The organism is Pedobacter ghigonis, from assembly GCF_903166585.1.
Taxonomy (GTDB): domain Bacteria; phylum Bacteroidota; class Bacteroidia; order Sphingobacteriales; family Sphingobacteriaceae; genus Pedobacter; species Pedobacter ghigonis.
Genome location: NZ_CAESCM010000004.1, coordinates 215,017 through 237,177, shown reverse-complemented (window position 1 = coordinate 237,177; position 22,161 = coordinate 215,017). Strand labels below are relative to the sequence as shown.

At 41.2% G+C, this 22,161-nt stretch carries 19 protein-coding genes and 1 riboswitch; of the genes, 7 read left to right on the top strand and 12 right to left on the bottom strand.

Going from position 1 to position 22,161, the window contains the following annotated elements:
• Positions 1–3: 3 nt before the first annotated feature.
• Together thiC and thiS are read right to left on the bottom strand one after the other, a co-directional pair.
• A complete protein-coding gene (gene thiC / locus HWV58_RS08720) occupies positions 4–1,887 on the bottom strand; it encodes a phosphomethylpyrimidine synthase ThiC (RefSeq protein WP_175633729.1) in 1,884 nt (627 codons plus the stop codon).
• Between the two features lie 143 nt (positions 1,888–2,030).
• On the bottom strand, positions 2,031–2,234 hold the full coding sequence (gene thiS / locus HWV58_RS08715) for a sulfur carrier protein ThiS (protein ID WP_175633728.1): 204 nt from the start codon (positions 2,232–2,234) through the stop codon (positions 2,031–2,033).
• Between the two features lie 62 nt (positions 2,235–2,296).
• A riboswitch (TPP riboswitch) is annotated at positions 2,297–2,384 on the bottom strand.
• 230 nt (positions 2,385–2,614) lie between these two features.
• On the opposite strand from thiS, the gene HWV58_RS08710 reads away from it, so the two are divergent.
• Positions 2,615–3,919 carry a leucine-rich repeat-containing protein kinase family protein gene (locus HWV58_RS08710; protein WP_175633727.1) on the top strand — a complete coding sequence of 435 codons (1,305 nt, stop codon included), beginning with the start codon at positions 2,615–2,617 and terminating at the stop codon, positions 3,917–3,919.
• Between the two features lie 66 nt (positions 3,920–3,985).
• Here HWV58_RS08710 and HWV58_RS08705 read toward each other — a convergent pair whose 3' ends face one another.
• Positions 3,986–4,648 carry a DUF1349 domain-containing protein gene (locus HWV58_RS08705; protein ID WP_175633726.1) on the bottom strand — a complete coding sequence of 221 codons (663 nt, stop codon included), beginning with the start codon at positions 4,646–4,648 and terminating at the stop codon, positions 3,986–3,988.
• A 182-nt stretch (positions 4,649–4,830) separates the two neighbouring features.
• Between HWV58_RS08705 and HWV58_RS08700 the strand changes: the two genes are divergently transcribed.
• On the top strand, positions 4,831–5,397 hold the full coding sequence (locus HWV58_RS08700) for a Crp/Fnr family transcriptional regulator (RefSeq protein ID WP_175633725.1): 567 nt from the start codon (positions 4,831–4,833) through the stop codon (positions 5,395–5,397).
• Between the two features lie 16 nt (positions 5,398–5,413).
• On the opposite strand, the gene HWV58_RS08695 is transcribed toward HWV58_RS08700, so the two are convergent.
• Positions 5,414–5,839, bottom strand: a complete 426-nt coding sequence (locus HWV58_RS08695) for a VOC family protein (RefSeq protein WP_175633724.1) — start codon at positions 5,837–5,839, stop codon at positions 5,414–5,416.
• Positions 5,840–6,467: 628 nt separating this feature from the next.
• Here HWV58_RS08695 and HWV58_RS08690 point away from each other — a divergent pair.
• Positions 6,468–8,717, top strand: a complete 2,250-nt coding sequence (locus tag HWV58_RS08690) for a S41 family peptidase (RefSeq protein ID WP_175633723.1) — start codon at positions 6,468–6,470, stop codon at positions 8,715–8,717.
• 10 nt (positions 8,718–8,727) lie between these two features.
• Here HWV58_RS08690 and HWV58_RS08685 read toward each other — a convergent pair whose 3' ends face one another.
• Both HWV58_RS08685 and HWV58_RS08680 read right to left on the bottom strand, forming a co-directional pair.
• Complete coding sequence (locus HWV58_RS08685) at positions 8,728–9,162, bottom strand: DoxX family protein (RefSeq protein WP_175633722.1); 435 nt, start codon at positions 9,160–9,162, stop codon at positions 8,728–8,730.
• A 205-nt stretch (positions 9,163–9,367) separates the two neighbouring features.
• Positions 9,368–10,234 (bottom strand): aldose 1-epimerase family protein, encoded by an 867-nt coding sequence (locus HWV58_RS08680; protein WP_175633721.1) that lies wholly within the window; start codon positions 10,232–10,234, stop codon positions 9,368–9,370.
• A gap of 124 nt (positions 10,235–10,358) precedes the next feature.
• Between HWV58_RS08680 and HWV58_RS08675 the strand changes: the two genes are divergently transcribed.
• On the top strand, positions 10,359–10,688 hold the full coding sequence (locus HWV58_RS08675; RefSeq protein ID WP_175633720.1) for a hypothetical protein: 330 nt from the start codon (positions 10,359–10,361) through the stop codon (positions 10,686–10,688).
• A gap of 51 nt (positions 10,689–10,739) precedes the next feature.
• On the opposite strand, the gene pepT is transcribed toward HWV58_RS08675, so the two are convergent.
• Entirely contained in the window at positions 10,740–11,993 is a 1,254-nt protein-coding gene (gene pepT, locus HWV58_RS08670) for a peptidase T (RefSeq protein WP_175633719.1), read from the bottom strand.
• Between the two features lie 59 nt (positions 11,994–12,052).
• Here pepT and HWV58_RS08665 point away from each other — a divergent pair, with 59 nt between their 5' ends.
• From HWV58_RS08665 to HWV58_RS08655, 3 genes are read left to right on the top strand one after another with little or no spacing between them, the layout of a single operon-like run.
• Positions 12,053–12,784 (top strand): hypothetical protein, encoded by a 732-nt coding sequence (locus HWV58_RS08665; RefSeq protein ID WP_235972686.1) that lies wholly within the window; start codon positions 12,053–12,055, stop codon positions 12,782–12,784.
• Positions 12,785–12,831: 47 nt separating this feature from the next.
• On the top strand, positions 12,832–14,571 hold the full coding sequence (locus HWV58_RS08660) for a M14 family metallopeptidase (RefSeq protein ID WP_175633718.1): 1,740 nt from the start codon (positions 12,832–12,834) through the stop codon (positions 14,569–14,571).
• A gap of 4 nt (positions 14,572–14,575) precedes the next feature.
• On the top strand, positions 14,576–15,190 hold the full coding sequence (locus HWV58_RS08655; protein ID WP_175633717.1) for a rhomboid family intramembrane serine protease: 615 nt from the start codon (positions 14,576–14,578) through the stop codon (positions 15,188–15,190).
• A 543-nt stretch (positions 15,191–15,733) separates the two neighbouring features.
• Here HWV58_RS08655 and HWV58_RS08650 read toward each other — a convergent pair.
• From HWV58_RS08650 to HWV58_RS08630, 5 genes are all read right to left on the bottom strand, one after another.
• Entirely contained in the window at positions 15,734–16,717 is a 984-nt protein-coding gene (locus HWV58_RS08650) for a hypothetical protein (protein ID WP_175633716.1), read from the bottom strand.
• Positions 16,718–16,798: 81 nt separating this feature from the next.
• Entirely contained in the window at positions 16,799–17,539 is a 741-nt protein-coding gene (locus tag HWV58_RS08645) for a rhamnogalacturonan acetylesterase (protein WP_175633715.1), read from the bottom strand.
• Positions 17,540–17,550: 11 nt separating this feature from the next.
• The gene (locus HWV58_RS08640) at positions 17,551–18,573 is read right to left on the bottom strand and encodes a pectinesterase family protein (RefSeq protein WP_175633714.1); all 1,023 of its coding nucleotides are present in this window, start codon (positions 18,571–18,573) and stop codon (positions 17,551–17,553) included.
• A 70-nt stretch (positions 18,574–18,643) separates the two neighbouring features.
• Entirely contained in the window at positions 18,644–20,296 is a 1,653-nt protein-coding gene (locus tag HWV58_RS08635) for a DUF5123 domain-containing protein (protein ID WP_175633713.1), read from the bottom strand.
• Positions 20,297–20,306: 10 nt separating this feature from the next.
• Entirely contained in the window at positions 20,307–22,151 is a 1,845-nt protein-coding gene (locus HWV58_RS08630) for a RagB/SusD family nutrient uptake outer membrane protein (protein WP_175633712.1), read from the bottom strand.
• Between the last annotated feature and the right edge of the window lie 10 nt (positions 22,152–22,161).

Here is a 22,161-nt window from a genome sequence, read left to right as displayed (position 1 = left end):
GTTTTATGAATAGATTTCGCTTCCTTTTTGGGTAAATTCTTTCGATTTTTCCTCCATCCCTTTGGCAAGCGCATCTGTAGTCTCCAGCCCTTGTTGTGCGGCGTATTCACGCACATCCTGCGTAATTTTCATCGAGCAGAAATTTGGCCCGCACATAGAACAGAAATGGGCAATCTTAGCGCCTTCAGCTGGCAGGGTTTCATCGTGAAATTCCTTAGCGGTATCGGGATCGAGCGAAAGGTTAAACTGGTCTTCCCATCTGAATTCGAACCGTGCTTTACTCAAGGCGTTATCGCGGTATTGTGCGCCCGGGTGACCTTTGGCCAGATCAGCCGCATGGGCAGCAATTTTATAGGTAATTACTCCATCTTTCACATCTTTTTTGTTCGGTAAACCCAAATGTTCTTTTGGCGTTACATAACACAACATAGCGGTACCAAACCAACCAATCATGGCAGCACCAATAGCCGAAGTTATGTGGTCGTAACCCGGAGCAATATCAGTAGTTAATGGGCCTAAGGTATAAAAAGGTGCTTCCGAGCAGTGTTCGAGTTGTTTTTCCATGTTGGCCTTAATCAGGTGCATGGGTACGTGCCCGGGGCCCTCAATAATGGTTTGTACATCGTGTTTCCAGGCAATTTTGGTCAGCTCGCCTAAAGTTTCTAACTCCGAAAACTGTGCTTCGTCATTGGCATCGGCAATACAGCCGGGTCTTAAACCATCTCCTAACGAGAATGCCACATCGTAAGCCTTCATAATTTCGCAGATTTCTTCGAAATGGGTGTAAAGGAAGTTTTCCTTGTGGTGTGCCAAACACCATTTTGCCATAATCGATCCGCCACGCGAAACAATACCGGTAATCCTTTTGGCCGTTAATGGCACATAACGAAGCAATACGCCAGCATGGATGGTAAAATAATCTACGCCTTGCTCTGCCTGCTCAATAAGCGTGTCGCGGAAGATTTCCCAGGTAAGGTCTTCTGCTTTTCCGTTTACTTTTTCCAGCGCCTGGTAAATCGGAACCGTACCAATCGGCACCGGCGAATTGCGGATAATCCATTCGCGGGTTTCGTGGATATTTTTTCCGGTGGATAAATCCATAATCGTGTCAGCGCCCCATCTACAGGCCCAAACGGCTTTTTCTACCTCTTCTTCAATGGTCGAAGTAACTGCAGAGTTACCGATATTGGCATTTATTTTTACCAGGAAATTCCGGCCGATGATCATCGGTTCTAGCTCGGGGTGATTAATGTTACATGGAATTACCGCACGGCCTGCAGCTACTTCTGCCCGTACAAATTCGGGGGTAATGTAGCCTTTTGGGGTATTGGCACCAAAGCTGTTACCCTGGTGCTGGTGGTTCATTACCTCATGCTGTTTGCCCAGCTGTTCGTTTAAAAGATCGATTTGCTGGTTTTCGCGGATGGCGATATATTCCATTTCGGCAGTTATGATGCCTTTTTTGGCATAATGCATTTGCGATACATTGGCTCCTGCATTTGCCTGATAAGGTTTATTGATATGGTTAAACCTTAAAACATCGAGTTTACTATCGGCCAGGCGCTGCTGTCCGTATGCTGATGAGAGCTGATCGAGCTGCGTTACATCTAAGCGGTCTTTTATCCACTGTTCGCGCAGACGCGGTAAGCCTTTCCTTACATCAATAACCGCGTTAGGATCGGTGTAAGGACCACTGGTGTCATATACGGTTACCGATGGGTTAGGTTCTGTTAAACCAAATCCATTATGGATTTTGGTGTCGGTTAAACGGATTTCGCGCATGGCCACCTGAATATTGTGGATTTTTCCGGGGACAAATATTTTGGTAGATGCCGGAAAGGGGCTGCGGCTGATTACTTCGGCGTTAGGCGTTTTTTCTTGTTTCATATTAGAAGAGTGATTGAATGCTGGAATAATTGAATAATTCAATAATTGAGTGATTGAGGGATTGAATGGCAGAATTGGTGAATGACTGAAGGATTAATTGGCCTGCATCTTCCACTCACCCATTTAAAATTCAAACATTCATTTTATCCGCCCTGGGTGGCTTTAATGAGTATAATCTGGTCGCCTGGTTGTAAAGTATGCAGGGGCCAGCTCGATTTCGGGACGATGGTTTGGTTTACGGCAATGGCCAGGCCATTGGTTGTTGGAACGGCCAGATAGTTAAGCATGCGTTCGATAGAACAGGCTTCGCCAAGAAAATGGTTTTGGTTGTTTATAGTTACTTCCATGTTTAAAAAATTTGGAAAAACTATAGAGATTGCCCCTAACAGGGTACGAAAAGACGGCAACAGATGTTGCACTCACTTTTCCCTTCGGCAGTACTAACTGCATCAGGTTCAAAGGGTATTTCTCAGCACTAGGCACCCCTAAAGTTTTTTGTAAATATAGCGCATTAATTTACTTATGCAAATAAAAAATAAATCCGGGTAGCCACGATGAAACACATGTGCCGCTTCTTTTGATTGGATGGGTCAGTGTAATTTTATTGCCTGAAGAAATTAATCATAGATAAAATCTATTTTCTTTTATTTTAATATAGTTTTCGTTATGTGATGTTCATTTCCTTATATAGCGGTATCTTCGTGCGTAATTAAAATCGAAGTATATCATGGGGCAAACCTTATTACAACTGCAAAACGGCGAACTTAAAGGATCGGTATCATTGAAATTAACCGAAAACCTGAGCCACTTCCCTTTGGCCATATTCGACCTGGCCGATACATTGGAGGTGCTGGATCTTTCCTTTAATAGGCTGTCTGCATTGCCCGATGATTTTGGTCGCTTAAAGAAATTACGGATTTTCTTCTGTTCAGAAAATCATTTTAAAGTAGTGCCTGAGGTGCTGGCAGATTGCCCCGAGCTCGAAATTGTAGGTTTTAAATCGAATCAGATCGAAACGGTACCTGCCAGAGCATTAAACCCGAACCTCCGCTGGCTGATTTTAACGAATAACAACATCGGCACCTTACCAGATGAAATTGGCCTTTGCCCACGCATGGAAAAACTGATGCTGGCAGGAAACCGGTTGGTGGCATTGCCTGAAACGCTTAGCCAATGTAAAAACCTGGGCTTATTGCGCATTGCAGCAAATAAGCTGCACGAGTTACCACAATGGATCGCTACCATGCCTAAGTTAGCCTGGATTGCCTTTTCGGGGAATAATTTTAGCAAAACCCCTGCAGTTGAAAAGCTTTCGGCCATCAACTGGCATGATCTGGAAATTAGTCACGTATTGGGCGAAGGCGCATCGGGTGTAATTTCAAAAGCCAACCGTACCATTAGCGATGAAATACAGGAGGTAGCGGTTAAGATCTTTAAAGGCGATGTAACCAGTGATGGACTGCCGGAGGATGAGATGATGGCTTACATTGCTGCAGGTTTTCATCCCGGCCTGGTTAACCTGATTGGGCAGATTGCCTTGCACCCTGAAGATAAAAAAGGTCTGGTGATGGAGCTTATTCCGCATCATTTTTATAACCTGGGCAATCCGCCAAGTTTGGAGAGCTGTACACGCGATGTTTTTCCTGCCGACCGGGTACTGACTGAAAAACAGATTTTAGGCATTGCCAGAATAATCGCTTCGCTGGCTGCCCAGTTACATGGTGCAGGGATTATGCATGGCGATTTATATGCACACAACACCTTGATCGATGATGAAGGGAGTGCTTTATTTGGCGATTTTGGAGCAGCCAGTTTTTATAATCAGCTTAATGCCGAACTGGTTTTTGCATTAGAACGGATCGAAGTGCTGGCTTATGGCTACCTGCTTGATGATTTACTGACTCTACACCGGCAATCTGTTACAGGAAAAGTTTTAGGAAGTATAGCAGGCCTGAGGGATGCCTGTTTGGTGCCAGACCCACAAAAACGCCCCGGTTTTGAAGATTTGGCGAATGCGCTGGCTGAGATTTAAATCAGCAGATTTTGCCGGATTAACCTGCAAAATCTGCCTGCCATTAAATTATGGGTAAAAGCTATTTTAGTTTTGCTGTTTTTTTGCCCAGTCCAGCCTGCGCTGGTCGGGAGTTTGGGTAACTTTAAAGTTTTCGAAAACGGCATTAAAACCTTTGCCATCCGGACAAGCGCCTACCAACCCAACCATTACCGGACAGTTATCTTTAAAGTAACAGGTACGGATCATGGTATATTTTTTATCATCGAGCGAATAGAAAATCTCTACTGCATCTAGTTTTCTAACGGCTTTCATCCAGATCGATGCCGGCGCTTTTTCGAGTTCAACCACGCTCCAGTCGCTGGTTTTATGGGTTACTACCGCACTAACATTTTGTTTGCCATTAACAAATTCTACCCCGGCTTTGATCCAGTTTTCGTGGTCGATGCGGAGCATAATACCCATCTGATCGAAAGTAGTAACATAGTTGCCTGTTATTTTTACCTTGGCTTCGAACTCGCCTCCATAAGTAGCATAATAAAAAGGGGCATCATCAACCGTAAAGCCATAATGCGAAATGCGCCAGTAATCGGTTCTGGCAGGTACAAAAAAGCTGAAAGTGTTTTTGTCTTTAATTTCCCATTGTTCGGGTTCGTTAAACCAGTTCATTTTGGCCAGGCTTTGTGCATTTAATTTCTGGTTTGCTAACAGGCCCAATGCAGCTAAAACGGTCAGTAATTTAAGTTTCATTTGTGTGTTGACTTAGGTTTTGTGTGTTTGTGTGCTGCAAACTTAATGCAATGCCCGGCTGCTTTAAAAGGACATATATCACTATTTTAATGTGATGATTGTCACACTGCGGTAGAATCGGAAGACTTGGAACTGCTATAAATCTTGAATAAATATTACATTTGGGGCAGGGTATAAAAAATATGGAAACAAATTTTTTCAGGGCGCACATTCACCAAATCGTTTGTTTAACCGACGAAGAATTTAAACACGCAGAATCTTTTTTTACAAAGCGGAAGTATAAAAAACACCAGTACATTATTCAAGCTGGCGATACCGCCAGTCAGGAACATTTTGTGCTGAAAGGAATTGTTAAATCTTCTTATACCGACGATGAAGGCAAGGAGTATATTTTGCAGTTGGCGATGGAAGAATGGTGGTTCTCGGATCCGAATGCATTTAATACCGGAATGCCCGCAACCTTAAATGTAGATTGTATCGAAGATACCGAAACCCTTTCCATCACTTTCGAGAATAAGGAAAAGCTTTGTGCATCATCGCGAAAGATGGAGTACTTTTTCCGCAAGAAATATACTACTGGTAACATGGCATTGCAAAAACGGGTATTGGCCCTGTTGAGTAATAATGCTGGTGAGCGCTATAAACAGTGGAGTAACCAATATCCGTCCTTACAAAAAAGAATTTCGAAAAGCCTGATTGCTTCTTATCTGGGGGTAACCCGCGAAACGCTAAGCCGGTTAACGCTATAAACGCGCTGGTTTTGGTTTACCTTGGGTTGGTAAAGTTAACCATCCATTGTATGCCGAACCTGTCTTTAAAGCTGCCAAAATAATCGCCCCAGAACATATCGGCCATTGGCATTTCAATGGTTCCACCAGCCGAAAGGCCATTGAACAACCTATCGGCATCCTCGCGGCTTTCGGCCTGTAAATTAATGTACATGTTGTTTCCTTCTGTAAGTACGTGGCCTGCAGAAGGCACGCAATCGGAAGCCATTAAAATGGTATGCTCATTAATCGGGAGTGCCACGTGCATTACGCGGTTTTTTTCTGCCTCAGCCAGTTTATCGCTTTCAGGAGCATCGCCCATCCTTGCAAAAAAGGTAAATTCGCCACCAAAAACAGATTTGTAGTGGTTAAAAGCTTCTTCGGCCTTGCCATCGAAGTTTAAATAAGGGTGCATTGCTGCCATAATGTTTTTCGTTTTGTTGATACTAAATTACAGACTTTGGCTAGGTAAAAACGGGGGCAGTTGAGACAAATTTAAGGGTGGTTCTTGACCGGGCGATTTACCATGCAATATCCCAGAAACTCATTTATTCATTAAAACCTGTTTTATTCAGTTTATTGGCTGATTTTTTGTAAATGGCTATTTTTCAGATGAATAAAACTGAATGGAAATTGCTCGTTTATCTTTTTGATATTTGTGTGAGGGTATTAAAAAGCATTTAAATTACTTCTCAATCGTTCCACAAAATAACATTAAATGAACACGCTCTCAGGAGCGTGTTTTTTTAAATAAAAAAGTCTTCCATTGCTGAAAGACTTTTGTTGTTTTAATCTAAATCGTCCCGTTGATTTAATTTTAACGATATAAATATAGTTATCAACATGTTACGAACAAACTAAAAGGTAAAAATACCCTTTTAGGTGTAAGGGTTTTTACTACACAGGAGGGTTTATATATATCAAGAAAATAAATGTTTAAGCGTTATTTTTCCTGTATAGCAGGACCTGGAGAAGAATAAACGAAGAATTTAGGACATAGTATTTTTTAAAAGGTTATAAATCATTAATTTGCATCAATCTAATCAACGTTTATGCAAAAGACACTCTTATTTATCTGCGTTATTTCCCTTTTTCTTGTTCAAAATGCTGTATCACAATTTAAGTTTAATGGCGATTTTGAAGATATTAATTCTGGTACCCAAAAACCTATTTCATGGTTGCTTTCATTTAATAAAGAACAAGAAAAATCCTATGCAGTAGGGATAGATAGTAGCATAAAACAATCTGGAAAATATAGTTTATTGATTAGGAAGGTTGACAGTGGAGCAGAATTCGGAGTGTTTGATTTTCCTGTTAATGAACTTTTGGTGGGCAAGGAAATAGAACTAAAAGGCTATATTAAAACGGAAAATGTAGCAACAGGATATGCCGGTTTATGGATGAGATTGGATGGAGAGGATAAAAAAAACATGGGTTTTGATAACATGCAAGACAGGGGCATTAAAGGAAACACAGATTGGAAAGTTTACAGCATTAAGCTACCCTATAAAGGTGATGATGTTAAGGCTATACATGTTGGCGGTTTATTGATTGGTGATGGTAAAGCCTGGTTTGATCATTTAGAACTTTTGATCGATGGACAACCTGTAACACAAGCTAAAATAAAGAAAAGAGAAGTATTAAAAGGAGAATTAGACACTGCGTTTCAAACAGGATCGCAAATTAGTAAGATTGAACTCAATGCCCAGAAAACAATAAACCTAACGTTGGCAGGTCAGTTCTGGGCTTTTTTGAAATACCATCATCCGGCTGTAGCTAAAGGTGATTACAATTGGGATGTCGAGCTTTTCAGGCTTTTGCCTCCGGTAATAGCAGCGAAAAATAACCGTGAGCTAAGTGCTGCTTTGGAGCAATATTTAGATCGTTTGCCTAAACCAGCAATTTGTAAAAGTTGTGCCAAATCTGACGCTGATAAATATGAAATTGTTCCTGATTACGGTTCCCTTCTGAATAGTTCTGTGTTACAAAAATCGCTTGGCGATAAACTGAAATATATCAGAGATAACCGCAATATAGATAAGAACTATTACGTGGAGATGGAGCAGCAGGTAGGAAACCCAAAGTTTAAGCATGAAAAGGCATATAGCACAATGGCTTATCCTGATGCTGGTTACCGTTTGCTCTCGCTTTATCGTTATTGGGGAATGATCAACTACTTTTTCCCTTACAGGGATATTATAGGTGAAGACTGGAACAAAGTAATTGCATCGGCATTACCAGACTTTGTTGGAGCCAGGGATGAAAAAGATTATGCTTTGGCTGTTTTGAGTTTAATTGCCCGTGTGCATGATACGCATGCTAATTTATGGTCGGGAAGCACAGCCTTAAATCAATTTAAAGGAAAATTCGCTGTACCTTTTCAGACAAAATTTATTGAAAATGCACTTACCATAACGGCGCTACATACCGATACATTAGATGTAAAGAGCAAGCTTGCATTGGGAGATGTGATTGTTAAAATTGATGATAAAGATGTTGCTGAAATGGTAAAAACCTATCTCCCTTTAACTCCGGCATCCAATTATGATACTCAATTACGCGATTTACCAGTTAATTATTTACTTAGGAGTAATAATCCTTCTATTAAGATTAGCGTAAAAAGAGGTAATGAAATTTTTGATTATGCCGTACCCTTGGGAAAACTGATGTTAGCTTATAAAAATCCAGCTGCTGAACAGGCCCAGGCTTTCAAGTTATTAAACGATAGTATCGGCTATGTTTATCCTGGTAAGTATAAAAATGCACAACTACCAGAAATAAAGAAACTTTTTGCTAATACTAAAGGAATTATAGTTGATATGCGCTGTTATCCATCAGAGTTTATGCCCTTCACTTTTGGAAATTACATTAAAAACAAAAAAAGTGCTTTCGTAAAGTTTAGTGTTGGAAATGTTGCATATCCCGGTTCTTTTAGCTTTGGGCCTGAATTGCAAAATGGTCAATCATCAAATGATGCCTACAAGGGCAAAGTTGTAGTAATTGTAAATGCAAGCAGTCAAAGCCAGGCAGAATATACTACCATGGCTTTTCAAAGCGCCGCCAATGTAAAAGTTATTGGAAGTACAACTGCTGGTGCTGATGGGAATGTTTCATCAATTGTACTTCCCGGAGGTTTAAATACAATGATATCAGGCATTGGCGTTTTCTATCCTGATGGCGGACAAACACAAAGAACTGGTGTAAAAATCGATCATAAGATTTATCCAACTATTAAAGGAATTACGGAAGAAAAAGATGAGCTCCTGGATAAAGCTGTTGAAGTACTGAATAAGGGGTGGTAATCATTCATCTTTACCTATTATTAGCTTCAATAGCCCATTTATAATCAGGTGTTGTGGCCAGCAGTAAGCTCGATGCGCTTACAACAAATACCGAATAATTAAACGGTGCCCTGTAATTTGCAAATATTAACATGGATAGTGCAAACATCAGGGTAAGCAGAAAGCTGCCTATTGCTGCTAGCCTTATTTTGTAGCCAATAATAAGTAAAACGCCAAAAACCAATTCGCCGGCTGTAGCAATAATCGCCATAATGTTAGCAAATGGCCTGCTTAAAAAGGGCATTAATGAGTTGGTGTAATCTAAAAATATACTCCAGTTGCCCCAGCCAACGGTTGGGTTGCCCGGTGCTCCAAGCCAGCCAAAGCGGTCCATAACGGGTAAAATAAAGCCTATGCCCAGGGCCAGACGGAGAAATAATTGAGGAAAATGTGCGCTGTTTTTCATTTTGTGGGATAATTATTTAAACAGCAAATTAATACCTGCAATTCACAATTTTCTTAAACTAGATTAAGAAATGAAAGTTTGCTTATCTACCATCATGCTGACCCGATAGCTATCGGATTTGTTTCAGCATCGCTTTTTTGTTTACATCAATTAATAAGTGGCCCCGATCCCGATGCAAAATCGGGACAGATTGACGATCACGCTCTTAAAAACACTCCACTTCCCAAAAGCGTTCCCAGTTTTTACCGGCATCCAATCTGATTATTCCCTCCTTACGCTCCAGGTCCTGATCGTGGTTTACCCCGTCGGCTACGCCACACCAGGGTTCCAGACAAATAAAAGGAGCATCAATAGCAGCCCAAATACCAAAAAACGGAAAGTCTTCGAAATGGAAATGCAGTCCGAAGTCGTTTTTAGTGTTTAATAAACTGATACAGTTACTTTGTAAGGTTTTAAAAACCAGCGCGTCGTTGTAAAACAAATCATGTTTGAGGTTTAATTTATGTCCGCCCAGTTCAATGTTTTCTGTCTCATCAGAAACCAATCCGTCTTCAAGTTTCCAGGAGGTTAACCGCTGGTCTGCATTAAAGGCAAGGTAATAATCTTCGTATGTGGTATTTGAAGTATTGGGAACTGCAAAAGCGGGATGTGCCCCAATGGAGAACAGCAGTTCTTCGGTGCCTGTATTGATTACCTCGTAGGTCAAGTTCAGTTTTCTATCTATTAATCTATATTTGAGCTTCAGCTCAAAGTTGAAAGGATAAACTTTTAAGGTTTCTTCATTTTGTGTTAAAGTAAAAACAGCCTCTGTTTCGGTGTTTTTTTCAATTTCAAAAACATAATCGCGGGCAAAACCGTGGCGCGGCAGTTCATAATTCTTCCCCTTGTAATTAAAGCTGTTGTTTTTTAACGAGCCAACAATCGGGAATAATACCGGGCTGTGTTTACCCCAATATTTTGCATCCGCATTCCACAGGTATTCGATGTTGGTTTCTTTACCGTACAAGCCCTGCAATTCAGCACCTTTGGCCGATAAGCCAACTTTTACGTATTCGTTCTCGAGAGTTATCATTTGAATCTAAATTAATAAATAAGCCGTGCTTTGAAAATATCTTTTTTATAATTTTGAATATTAACCAATGCATTCAGTGTTGATTAATAAACTGTATTCTGCTCAACCTTAAAACCATAACGCTATGTCGGTAGATTTAACAAAATTATCGAACCCAAAGGTAAAAGCTGCAATAATGGCTTTACAAAAAGGAGATGAGAAAATCTGGTTCCCTTTGTTTGCCCCTGATGTTGCTTTTTACGATGATGGCAACCAAATGAAATTTAACAATTTCTTTAAAAAAGCATTGGGCCACGAACGTTTTACCCATATTGATAAAGTTGAAAATAACGGATTAGACGTGTATGGGCATTTCCACTCCGATCAATGGGGCAATTTTACCACCTGTTTTAAGTTCGAAATCAATAAGGAGGGTAAAATAAGCAGCCTGGCTATCGGGCAAGCTGTTTATTAGTTTGGAGTTGAAGGTATGGAGTCTGTTTAAACTCCAGAACCCTACTTAATGTTATCCTTTTTCTTCCCATATACAGGCGATGTTGATGATCGTTTGTACTGCTTTTTCCATATCCTGAACGCTTACCCACTCCTGTTTGCTGTGGAAAGCATGTTCGCCGGCAAAAATATTGGGACAAGGTAAACCCATATACGAAAGCCGCGAACCATCGGTACCGCCGCGGATGCTCTGTTGTTTGGCCACCACCCCAGCCCTTTCGATAGCTTCGATACCATACTGCACAATTTTAGGGTGCTGATCTAAAACCTGTTTCATGTTGCGGTATTGGGCTTTAATTTCCAGATTGTAGGTCGAGTTTGGGTATTTTGCCATCACCTTTTCTACGGTTTGTGCTAAAAAAGTTCCATGCTGTGCGAGTTTTTCATCGGTAAAATCGCGGATAATAAACTGCGCTTCTGCCTCTTCTACCTGCCCGCTAATGCTTACCGGGTGGATAAAACCTTCTTTTTGATGTGTAGTTTCAGGTGTAAGGGTATCTTTAGGGAGGGTATCTAAAATTTCCGCCAGGATTTTTATCGCGCTTTCCATTTTTCCTTTCGCAAACCCCGGATGGGTACTTACACCATAAATGCTAAGCGTAGCTCCATCAGCCGAAAAGGTTTCATCTTCAATTGAGCCCAGCGTTTCGCCATCAATGGTATAGCCAAAATCGGCACCTAGCTTCTTCAAATCAACCTTGTCAACGCCGCGGCCTATTTCTTCATCAGGGGTGAAAAGAACCTTAATGGTACCGTGTTTTACTTCCGGGTTTTTCATTAAAAAAGCGGCTGCTTCCATAATTTCTGCCAATCCGGCTTTGTTGTCGGCACCCAATAAAGTAGTGCCACTGGCAGTAATAATATCGTTGCCAATCTGGTGTTTTAAGTCTTTATGATCAGACATTCTGATCACTATTTTGTTGTCGTCTGGTAAAACCAGATCCTGCCCTTGATATTTGTCATGAATAATCGGTTTCACGTTTTCTCCGCTGCAATCGGGCGAGGTATCCATATGCGAGCAAAAGAAAATAACAGGTAGTTTTTTATCGGTATTTGAAGGAATGGTTCCGTATACATAGCCGTTATCGTCCATTTCTGCGTCAGAAACGCCAATTTCGAGCAATTCGTTAACCAATTCCTGACCTAAGTTTTTTTGTTTTAAGGTAGATGGGCAGGTTGGCGATCCTGGATCGGATTGTGTGTCTATTTTGGCATATTTGATAAATCTCTGTTCTAAAGATTTGTTAAAGTTGTTGTAATTACTCATAATTCAAAGGTAAAAGTTATAGATATTCAATAATCATATTATTTTTGTAAAAAAACAATATGATTTCGAACCTCTTGAAAGTTACTTACTTAACCGTTCTCCTTGTTTTTATCGGAAGTTTTTCTTTTGCCCAATCCAATTATTTCAAGTTTTCATATGGTTTAGGCGCTGGTATCAACCGCTCTTACACCGACGTGTACGAAGGAAGTTATGGTTATACCACTTACGGCGTACTCGATTTTCATGTTACCCCCTTTGTAACGCTGGGTTTAGAAGCGCAATACGGCAGGGTTCAGGGCGGAGATATTGTAACCGACCCACATAACCGTCAATTTATCAATCAATATACTTCAATTTCGGCTAATGCCAAGTTAATGCTCGGCGAGATCGTTAATTACGATAGAAGCGAGTTCTTATATAATATCAGAGGTTTGTATTTAGGTACTGGTATTGGGGTAATTAACAACAAAATGACCGGCGTAGTAAGGTATAAACCAAGTTGGGCTGCTTATGATCCAGGCTACGGGCCTTTTCCGGGTGAGGATAAAAGCCTTAACCTGCTGGTTCCCATTAATTTCGGGTTTAACTATTATATCGAAGATGGTTACGGTTACATGCGCTATGTTATTAATATCAATGCGCAAAGTAACTTTACTTTTGGCGAAGGGCTTGATGGCTATAACGACCCAAGTGTTAAGTTTAAAAATTATTCGCCCGATGTTTATAACGCTTATACCATAGGCTTCAAATATTTCTTCGGGAAGATTAAGTCTTACCGTAAAACGCTTTAGTACAAGTGTTTACGTCTGAATTTACCTAAAAGACAAATTATATACTAATGAAAAAATGCTTTGTGTTTTGCTTTTTATTAATTGCAGTAAAAGCATGGGCACAAAAGACACCCTTCGAGCTTAGTGGTAAAACCGAAACCACAACTTATACTGCTGCCATTGCATACTATCAAAATCTGATTAAGGGTTGCCCTGAGGCTAAGCTGCTCAGCTATGGGAGCACCGATTTTGGAAAGCCTTTACACCTTCTTGTTTTGTCGAAAGATAAAGTTTTCGATCCTGTCGCTATCCGGAAAAGCGATAAACGAATTTTACTGATCAATAACGGTATTCACCCGGGCGAGCCAGAGGGAATAGATGCTTCTATGATGCTGGCGCGCGATCTGATTAAGGGAAAGAAGTTGCCAAAAAATGTGGTGATCTGTATCATTCCGCTTTACAACATCGACGGTAGCTTTAACCGTACAGGTACTTCGAGGGCTAACCAGAATGGGCCTGTGGCTTACGGTTTTAGGGGCAATGGCAAAAACCTTGACCTGAACAGGGATTTTATCAAAACAGACTCTAAAAATTCGGCTGCCTTTCAATTGATTTTCAATACCTGGCAGCCCGAAATTTTTGTTGATACGCATACAAGCAACGGGGCAGATTATCAATATGTAATGACCCTTATTCCAACTCAAAAGGATAAGCTGAACGGTATTTTGTCCAATTACTTAACACAAACTTTGGTGCCTGGTTTGTATGCCGCGATGGAGAAGCAAGGTTATCCGATGATTCCTTATGTAAACTCGATTGGCGAAACACCTGAAAGCGGAATTACGGGTTTTATCGAGTCGCCACGGTATTCAACCGGTTACACTACCCTGCACAATACCATTGGCTTTATGCCCGAAACACACATGCTGAAATCGTACGATTTACGCGTTGATGCTACTTATAAACTTTTGCAGGCTTATGTAGATATTGTGGAGCGTGATGCCGGAATTATTGGCGAAAACAAGCAAAAAGCCGATGCTTTTGTGGCAGACCAACAAGCGTTTCCGTTGGATTGGAAGTTGAATAAAAACGAAGTAAAAGAGCTAAGTTTTAAAGGTTTTGAATCGGGACAAAAGCCCAGTATGGTAAGTGGTGCCAACCGCTTGTATTATGATCGCAGTAAACCTTACACCAAAACTATTAAAGAATGGAATAAATTTGAGCCGGCCATTACCGTACAGAAACCAATTGCTTACATCATTCCCAAAGCCTGGGATAGGGTAATTAACCTGTTGAAGTTAAACGGCGTAAAGCTGAGGGAGATAAAAGCCGATCAGAAAATTGAGGTAGAGAGTTATTACATCGGTGATTTTAAAACCAGTACCAGGCCTTACGAAGGGCATTACCTCCATTCGGCGGTAAAACTAAACCCTGTGAAACAAAGCCTACAGTACTATGCCGGCGACTTTGTGGTTTATGTAAACCAGCCCTGCAACCGCTATATTGTAGAAACCCTCGAGCCACAAGCTATTGATTCTTATTTTAACTGGAATTTTTTCGATTCGATTCTGGATATGAAAGAGCATTACTCGGCCTATGTTTTTGAAGATACTGCTGCTGAACTATTGAAGAATAACCCGGAGTTAAAAGCAAAGCTTGAAGCGAAAAAAGCTGCTGATGCTGATTTTGCAAAGAATGGGCCTGCACAACTTGACTTTGTGTATAAAAATTCTGATTATTACGAAAAAACACATAACAGATATCCTGTAGCCCGTTTGGTTACGGCAGCTCAATTAGATTTAAAATAACCCGATGGAATATTTCAATATAGCACCTGTTGCTTCGCTAATTTTTGTTTTTACGATTATTACAAGCCTTTACGCCTTTTACGATCATAGCATTTACGGCAAGTTTATGTTGCATCCCTACAGTGTATCAAAAGGGCATAAAGTGTGGACGGTAATTACCAGCGGGCTTATACATGCCGATTGGATGCACCTGTTTTTCAACATGTTTACCTTTGTGGCATTTGCTTTTACATTAGAACAGCTACTGGGCAGCTTTAAATTTGGATTGCTGTATTTTCTGGCGTTGATTTTAAGCGATTTGCCTACCATTTTTAAACATAAAGATCATTTTAACTACAATAGCTTGGGTGCTTCTGGTGCTATCAGTTCTGTTTTATTCAGCTTTATATTGTTTAACCCGGTATCGAAAATTTATATCATGTTTATTCCTTTCGGAATCCCCGCCTGGATATTTGGCATTATATACCTCATTTATTGTGCTTATGCTTCCAGAAACTCGCGCGATGGCATTAACCACGATGCGCACTTTTTTGGGGCTCTAACCGGCTTAATTTTTACCATTATTTTTGTGCCGGGTATATTGCAGAATTTCTTTACGCTGCTGACCGGATCGAGGTAAATAGATGTTAGATAGATGATGTAAAATGGAAGATGTGAGATGGAATTGCGGAGACATTTTAACCACCGAGACCACTGAGTTTTACACCGAGAAAATGGCATTGGTTCTGCGTTTATCTGTTTAATCTGTGGGAAAATGAAAGACGGAAGATGTTAAATGTAAGATGGATGATGTAAAATGTAAGATGGATGATGTGAGATGGAATTGCGTATAAATTTTAACCACTGAGACCACTGAGTTTTACACCGAGAAAAATGACGTTGATTCTGAGCTAATCACTAAAATTATGCTTCCTACTCTGTTTGCTCTGTTTGCTCTGTGTTTTCCTTTGTGCCCTTTGTGGTAAAAGATGGGAGATGTAAGATGGATGATGTAAAATGTAAGATGGATGATGTGAGATGGAATTGCGTATAAATTTTAACCACTGAGATCACTGAGTTTTATACCGAGAAAAATGACGTTGATTCTGACCTAATCACTAAAATTATACTCCTCGCTCTGTGTTTTTTCTTTGTGCCCTTTGTGGTAAAAAATAGAAGCTCCCTACCCTGCATTCGGTAAACAAGGCTTTTCGAAAAAGCTCATCGGCTGCTCAGGGTTTTTTATAATTTCGAACACTACATAACCCCAGGGTTTCCAAAAGTTTTCTAAAACCTGCGCATAAACCTTGTGTTGCCAAACATCAAACAAAGGTTTGCTCATGTTGCCACGTAAAGGCATGGCTTCAATATAGGTGGTGCCATCAACCGGCATAAAGGTATATTCGGGCAAGCGGTTAAACAGGTAGGCCGAGTAATAAAAACGCGCTGTAACCTCTTCAAACTGTTCGGCTGTTAAGCTTTTTCCGGCTATCTCGTTCACAATTTCCTGGTGGTAACGTTTGTTGGTGCCATTATCCTGCAAGCAGGCAATAATCCCGAAATCTTTCATCTTTAACGAAAAAGTAAGGGTATTTATCTCATCGCGGAAACTGAATGGGGTTTCTCCGTTTTCGAGTTTAACCACAGTGATAGACCAGGGCGTAAAATCTTCAAATTCCAGACTGGTATACAAATTTTGCATCATGAAATTCAGGTTGGCAAATTTCATCATTAAAGATTGCGACATGTTTAAGCCATCGGAGGTCATCTCCTTACGCAGGGCAGCATGCATTTCGATGTAAACAAAGCCATATAAAAATTTACCAATCCAGTTAAATAAATCCAGCTCAGGCAGTTCCGAAACAGCAGCATAACCTTTTGCAAAGGCTGCTTCTATTTTAGCCTCAAGTGGGTTTAAAAACTGCTCGTTTACCTCACTGTTAACCGGAATAACCAATGTATTGTATGAGCGGATACTCTCATCCAAAAACTGAATTTGCTCTTCGCCGCTTAAACCTGCCTGCGCCAGTAACCATTTTGGAATTAATGGCACCTGCTCAACTGACGTGTTAAAGGTTTTACCACTTAAAAAGCAGATTTTATATAAAAAATCGAAGTTTTGGAAAGGATTGTATAAACCGGTATTCATTGCTGCAATATTAACCATTATATTTTTAGCGCCCTGTACTGATCTTTTATTTTAACGCTGCGATTACCAATTTTGGTCGCTATAATTGCCGGTAATCGCTTATTTAAGTTTTTTGGCCAGATCTAATTTTAGCTCTTTGATGCCTTTTACTACTAAACCTGCAACTTGTTTGGCCCCCTCCGGACTTAAATGTGTATTGTCTTTCTTCCCGTTTGGATAATTCACATTTCCGGAATCAACATGGTTAAATAGTTTAACAGAAGGTTCCTCCCCTAAACGGTTTAACAAGCTCTCGGTTTTAACCAGCATATCAATTAATGGCACTTGCAGCGAGTCGGCCACCTGGCGCGTGATGCGTGGGTAATCGCCGTGCGAATCGATTAACACACCATTTTTAAAACTCCTTCTCGAAATGGGAGTAAGCAATACAGGTAAAGCTTTTTTGCTCCTGGTTTCTTTTACATAGTTAATCAGGTTGGTTTTAAAATCGGCCAGCGAAACCCCTACTGTAGGTTTATCTACTTTTTCGTCGTTGTGCCCAAATTCTATAAAAACGTAATCGCCGGGGTTCAGTTGTGCTAAAATAGGGTCCCAGCGTTTCTCTGCTCGGAAAGATTTAGTGCTTCTCCCGTTCAGCGCGCGGTTATCAACGGTAACATCTGATTTAAAAAATGCTTGTAATGCCATTCCCCAACCGGTTTCTGGATAGGTTTTGGGATCTTTATTGGCTGCAGTAGAATCGCCTATTATGTACAGCGTAGTTTTCTTTTGAATGAAAGTAAATGATAAGGTAGCTGTTAATGCTGCCAGTGCAAATGCCAGGTAAAACTTATTTTTCATATTGATATTCACTAATTAACTGTGGGGTTCCATTTGTCGGCTCCGCCCAGGATATTTTTAAGGGTATAATTTTTTGCGGCTTTATCGCTAAGCTGTGTTGTCCAGTCTAAGCGTGTTTTGGGCGATGCTCCTGCACCGGTATTTTGGTATTCTGCGTAAAACACAGTTTTCTCTTTATCCGGAAACATCTTGTCGCCTTTCCATGGGTTCCAGCCAACCGGCAGAATATGTTTGCCTAAATCGCAATGCATAAAAACGGTTTTGGCATAAGGTCGCCATGGCCGGCCAAGGTAAGCTTTTGTTACAGCCGGCTCGGCAATGATTTTACAATGCATAAAAACGAAGCCAAAGGGTTGGTTTGCTGAGGTAGAAGCAGCCGTAACATAAGAATCGGTTAAACTTTTAATGGTGCAGTGCTCAAAAACAACGGTAGCCTTGCCAAAAATAAAATCGGTAGAGCCTTCTATGTAGCAGTTTTGATAGTATTGGCGGCTATTCTCGATAGCGGCATACAGCGTATCCTGGTTGCCCGAAAGCCTGCAGTTTTTGGCTACAAAACGATCGCCTTCTACGTGTAGCGCAACTGCCTGCCCAACGCGGCCTGCAGCATTTATGATGGTTAAATTTTCGAGCTTTACATCATTGCCCTGAACCAACACTGTAAATGAAGTATAAGTGCTGAATTTGGTGTTGCCAAAAGCATCTTTACCTGTGGGATAGTCTTTGCCAGAATAGTCATCGTTGGTGATGATGGTATTTTCGGCACTTTCGCCAATAATAGCAATTTTGATTTTCCAGGAGGGAATAATCAGCTTTTCTTTATAGATGCCGTTTTTGACATAAATTTTAACTTCCTGTTCGCCTAAATCGCGCACTGAGTTTACAGCTTCCTGTATGGTGCTATAATTTCCGCTGCCATCTTTCGAAACGGTAAGGGTAGCGGGATATTTGGGGTCTTGTGCATGGATTTGGGGGATTAAGCCGATGCAAAAAAGGATGGTAAAAGCTAAGTGGATCAAGGTTGGTTTCGTCATTCGATCGGTTGGTGCCATGCTATAAATTTCAATAAAAAAGGGCAGATGTAAGCCTGCCCTTTAAAAATAATTAATATGTCCAGCGCGGATCGCCAATTGGCCCGCCTGTACTTCCGGCAGTTCTTAAAACAGAACTCGCCTGAAGCGTAAAATCAGTCGTGGTTGCCGTCCAGCCGGTATTGATACTTTGGTTACTGGCCAGTGTCGCGGTACCAAAAGTTAAAGCAGTACCGCCGGTTAAGGCGCTAAATAAATTAAAGTAATTGCTGTTCGAAATTTTTAAGGTGCTGCCTGCACCCGTTCCCCTGATGGCAGCGGCATTAACGGTACCTGATTTTGGAGTATTCGCCATTATGCTGTTAAGGATTGTAAAGTTAATCGGGTTTGCGCTCGCATCTAATAAAGCGTATTTCGCATTTCCGCCAAAACCATTAAAGGTAGAGTTGGTAATGGCAACTGTTGGGATAACATCGCCGGCATAAGTTGTACTAGCTGTTACCAAACCCGGACCTGCATTGTAAAAAGTAGATTTCGATACCGTTAACGTATTAAACTGCATTTTGTTTACATGGAAGGTGTAATAGGCCGAAGAACCATTGGCTCCCATATCGTAAACAATAGAATTATTAACGGTAATCGCAGTTATTTTGAAATCGCGGGCTGCCGTTCCCCTGTCGCCACGTAAAAACGAAGTAGTAGAGCCATGCACAACACAATTATCAACAACCACGTTGGTAAAGGTTGCTGCTGCACCATTTGAAGCCTGTGAGCCAATAAAGTTGATAAAATATAGTGATGCACCGGCGGTTCCGTCAAATTCGATGCCCGAGAATGTTACCCCCGCTCCGGTACCTTCAATATCGAATTCCTTGTAATTTACTTTGGTATCTTTTGGTTCGCCCGAGGTAGATTTGAGGGTAATGGTTTTTTGGGTGATGAATGTACTGGCGGCCGATATATTGTAAGTGCCCGGGTTTAATCCGATTACTGCACCATTCGCGGCACTGGCAATGGCTGCTGCGAGGTCATCGCCAGGGTTTAATTTTACGGTATAAACTGTAGGAGCTAATGTGTTAAAGGTAACCAGCCCCTTACTTTTAGTGCCCGCAAAAAGCTCTGCAGTATATTTTGTGCCTGCCGTTAAGCCTGTTATGGCTTTAAAACCATCAACAGTGGCCTCACTGTTGCTTAACGAAGCAGTAACCGCGGCACCTGTGGCCGGGGTTAATACAATGCTGGTTAAGCCTGCTGTTTTGGTAAAATACAGTTTGGCCGTAGTTTCTTTAATTTCGTTGTCCCGTATCGCTGCAAACAATTGAATGCCGGTTAACTGAAAGGCACTGCTACGCACGTATTTCGATTCGGGCTGAGTTTCGGTGGCATTGGCCTTTACCCTTGCATAATATTTTGTTCTAACCGCCAGATTATCTTCTGTAACAGTTACGCCAGCTGTATCGGCGGTAGTGGTGTAATTTACCGTTGCGAATAATGAATCTGTTGAAAAGTCGATGCTGTATTTCAGCGCTTTCCCGGTCGACATTAGCGGTAAGGTCCAGGTTAATTTGGCCGAAGTTTCGCCGGCAGTAATTTTAACATCGCTGGGTTTAAATATCCTGGCCGGTTCAGCAGGCACATCATCTTCTTTTTTACAAGAAGAAACGGCCAGCGCCATCAGTGATAAAATAATTAGTTTAAACCCCAGTTGATCTATAATTTTTTTCATAATACCTGTATTAATAGCCAAAGTTTTGAACCATGCTTGGATTTTCAATTAAAGTAGTTTTTGGGTATGGGAAAAGTTCCTTTTTGTTTGCTTCGAAGTAAAAGGCAATACCGGTTGATGTACTGGTGATCGAGTTTTCTTCTGTTACCGCTTTTCTCCAGTTTTTGGTGGTGTAACCTGTTGGGGCTGAAGAAGTATTTAAACCCGGCGAAGCAAATACGTTGTTCGGAACGCCACCGTAAAGATCAAGCGTTGCCACTTCGTTTACACTGGTTCCCAGTAAATAATTGCCTTCTTTAGCATAAATGTAATTGGGTACGCTGGCATAATCGCCCGTGCCGGCAATTAAAGCACGGATTTTGGTGCGGGTTTCGTCAAATTTGCTGGCCAGTAAATTCCAACGGATTAAATCATACTTGCGGATGCCCTCGCCACCAAATTCAAGCAAACGTTCTTTAACAATTGCATTAAAAAAGCCCGCTTTATCGGTTGGAGTTACCGGAATTTGACTTTCGAAACCCGCATAAGCCCTTTTTTGTACTTCCTGCAATGCGTTAATTGCTGCTGCAGAAGGTGCATTGTTAATTTCGTTATCGGCTTCGGCGTACATGAGCAGTACATCTGAAAAGCGTAAAATTGGCCAGTTAATCGAAAAATTCTGTGCTGCAGATGAGCCGTTAAAGGTTGTCCAAGATTTACGGAATTTTCCATCCGTCATGTTAAACAAAGTATTGATGATTTTTTTCGAAGTTGCCGTAATTTCAAAAACGCCAATGGTAACGTCCCTGCGGCAATCTTTCGTAACATCGAACTCATAAAAATAAGTTGGAATAGCATTCATACCGCCACCGCCCGAACCGAAAGTAGAGGCAGAGTTAAAGCGGATACCGTTATAATAACCCAGCTTACTATCTGTAGCGGCATTACCACCAAAGGCAGCCACCTCGAACATCAGTTCGTGGGCATCATCGTAACGGGTAGTGGTATGCAAGGTTTTAAATACATTTTCGTAAACAGGATTGATATTATGTTCCGAACGGTGGTTCATTAAATCCAGGCACTCATCCAAAGCAATTTTATAATAAGTCAAGTAATCGGCACTGCGCTCCATGGTGTGGCTGGCCGATCTTAAAGAGTAACCTCCTCTGGCCAATGCAATACGTGCCCTTAAACCTTTAATTGCTCCTTTTGTAAAGCGGAAACTGCCATATTCGGTAATGCCACTTCTCCAGGGCACTAAATCTTCGGCCATTTTTAAATCGGCAATAATCTGATCGTAGGTTTTATTGCGGTCTACATTTGCTCCGTACAAAGTTTCTGCATCGGCCGATGGCACGAATGATACCGGTACATCACCCCAGTTGCGGATCAGTTCATAAAGAAACTGTGCTCTTAAAGCCAGGGCTTCGCCGTAGTAGCGTTTCATAGTGGCTTTTTCGTCATCAGATCCATTGGCATAAAGTTTAGATGCCGGAATAAAGTTGATGCAGATATTGGCGCGCTCTACGCCGGCATACAATTGCAAAAATGGGTTAATCAGATCCGTATTATCCGAACTTGCGCCGTACATACTAATTCCTCTCCTGTCCGAAGAGCTGTAACTTCCTGAGGTTTTAAAATCATCGGCTGTAAGGCCAAATAAGGTCGAAATACGACTGCCATAACCATTATCGCCACATAAGCGGTTATACACTGCTATAATGGCCGCATTGGTGTTTGCAGTACTTTCGAAAACTACATCAGGTGATGAAGTTGATGGCGATTGTACATCTAAATATTTTTTGCAGGAAGTGGTTATACTCAATGCTCCAACAGCAATTACCATTAAAGCCGATTTTATAAATTTATTGTTCATTTTCTTTAAT

Excerpts from the sequence above, each read along its gene's own strand:
- thiC (WP_175633729.1), bottom strand. The coding sequence starts at position 1,887 with ATGAAACAAGAAAAAACGCCTAACGCCGAAGTAATCAGCCGCAGCCCC.
- thiS (WP_175633728.1), bottom strand. The coding sequence starts at position 2,234 with ATGGAAGTAACTATAAACAACCAAAACCATTTTCTTGGCGAAGCCTGT.
- HWV58_RS08710 (WP_175633727.1), top strand. The coding sequence starts at position 2,615 with ATGGGGCAAACCTTATTACAACTGCAAAACGGCGAACTTAAAGGATCG.
- HWV58_RS08705 (WP_175633726.1), bottom strand. The coding sequence starts at position 4,648 with ATGAAACTTAAATTACTGACCGTTTTAGCTGCATTGGGCCTGTTAGCA.
- HWV58_RS08700 (WP_175633725.1), top strand. The coding sequence starts at position 4,831 with ATGGAAACAAATTTTTTCAGGGCGCACATTCACCAAATCGTTTGTTTA.
- HWV58_RS08695 (WP_175633724.1), bottom strand. The coding sequence starts at position 5,839 with ATGGCAGCAATGCACCCTTATTTAAACTTCGATGGCAAGGCCGAAGAA.
- HWV58_RS08690 (WP_175633723.1), top strand. The coding sequence starts at position 6,468 with ATGCAAAAGACACTCTTATTTATCTGCGTTATTTCCCTTTTTCTTGTT.
- HWV58_RS08685 (WP_175633722.1), bottom strand. The coding sequence starts at position 9,162 with ATGAAAAACAGCGCACATTTTCCTCAATTATTTCTCCGTCTGGCCCTG.
- HWV58_RS08680 (WP_175633721.1), bottom strand. The coding sequence starts at position 10,234 with ATGATAACTCTCGAGAACGAATACGTAAAAGTTGGCTTATCGGCCAAA.
- HWV58_RS08675 (WP_175633720.1), top strand. The coding sequence starts at position 10,359 with ATGTCGGTAGATTTAACAAAATTATCGAACCCAAAGGTAAAAGCTGCA.
- pepT (WP_175633719.1), bottom strand. The coding sequence starts at position 11,993 with ATGAGTAATTACAACAACTTTAACAAATCTTTAGAACAGAGATTTATC.
- HWV58_RS08665 (WP_235972686.1), top strand. The coding sequence starts at position 12,053 with ATGATTTCGAACCTCTTGAAAGTTACTTACTTAACCGTTCTCCTTGTT.
- HWV58_RS08660 (WP_175633718.1), top strand. The coding sequence starts at position 12,832 with ATGAAAAAATGCTTTGTGTTTTGCTTTTTATTAATTGCAGTAAAAGCA.
- HWV58_RS08655 (WP_175633717.1), top strand. The coding sequence starts at position 14,576 with ATGGAATATTTCAATATAGCACCTGTTGCTTCGCTAATTTTTGTTTTT.
- HWV58_RS08650 (WP_175633716.1), bottom strand. The coding sequence starts at position 16,717 with ATGGTTAATATTGCAGCAATGAATACCGGTTTATACAATCCTTTCCAA.
- HWV58_RS08645 (WP_175633715.1), bottom strand. The coding sequence starts at position 17,539 with ATGAAAAATAAGTTTTACCTGGCATTTGCACTGGCAGCATTAACAGCT.
- HWV58_RS08640 (WP_175633714.1), bottom strand. The coding sequence starts at position 18,573 with ATGACGAAACCAACCTTGATCCACTTAGCTTTTACCATCCTTTTTTGC.
- HWV58_RS08635 (WP_175633713.1), bottom strand. The coding sequence starts at position 20,296 with ATGAAAAAAATTATAGATCAACTGGGGTTTAAACTAATTATTTTATCA.
- HWV58_RS08630 (WP_175633712.1), bottom strand. The coding sequence starts at position 22,151 with ATGAACAATAAATTTATAAAATCGGCTTTAATGGTAATTGCTGTTGGA.